Origin of the sequence: Micromonospora sp. DT44 (assembly GCF_049841635.1) — a bacterium.
Taxonomy (GTDB): Bacteria; Actinomycetota; Actinomycetes; order Mycobacteriales; family Micromonosporaceae; genus Micromonospora.
Map to the genome: position 1 here is coordinate 1 of NZ_JBNCKS010000188.1, position 337 is coordinate 337.

The window sequence follows — 337 nt, forward strand, 5'->3', positions numbered from 1 at the left end:
TTATAAGAGGACCGAAGAAGAGTGGGTAGCGTTCGACGAGATAGCACGAGACTACTACAAAGATGGCCAAGAAAATCGGCGGAAACTCCCCCCGCAAACATACAAGAGGAAGGCCACCAACGGGATTGTGGTATACCTCGGAAAAAATCTTTATGATTGGCGGCAGGAGGGCAAGCAGATTCCCGGTGACACGCCCAAGGATCTGAAGGATTTTTTGGAGGGTTGCGGAGCGATCGGCGACGTGGCGAGGGCGGTCGCGTCCAGCGCTGCCAAGGTCAGTAGAGACGCTAGGTGGGAGGCGTTCGCCGAAATAGCACGAGAATACTACGGAGATCGC

The 337-nt window shown here is 54.9% G+C and carries 1 protein-coding gene; it reads left to right on the top strand.

From position 1 onward, the window contains the following. The coding region (locus tag ACLQ25_RS32860; protein ID WP_425734614.1) for a hypothetical protein at positions 1–337 on the top strand (337 nt) is incomplete at both ends.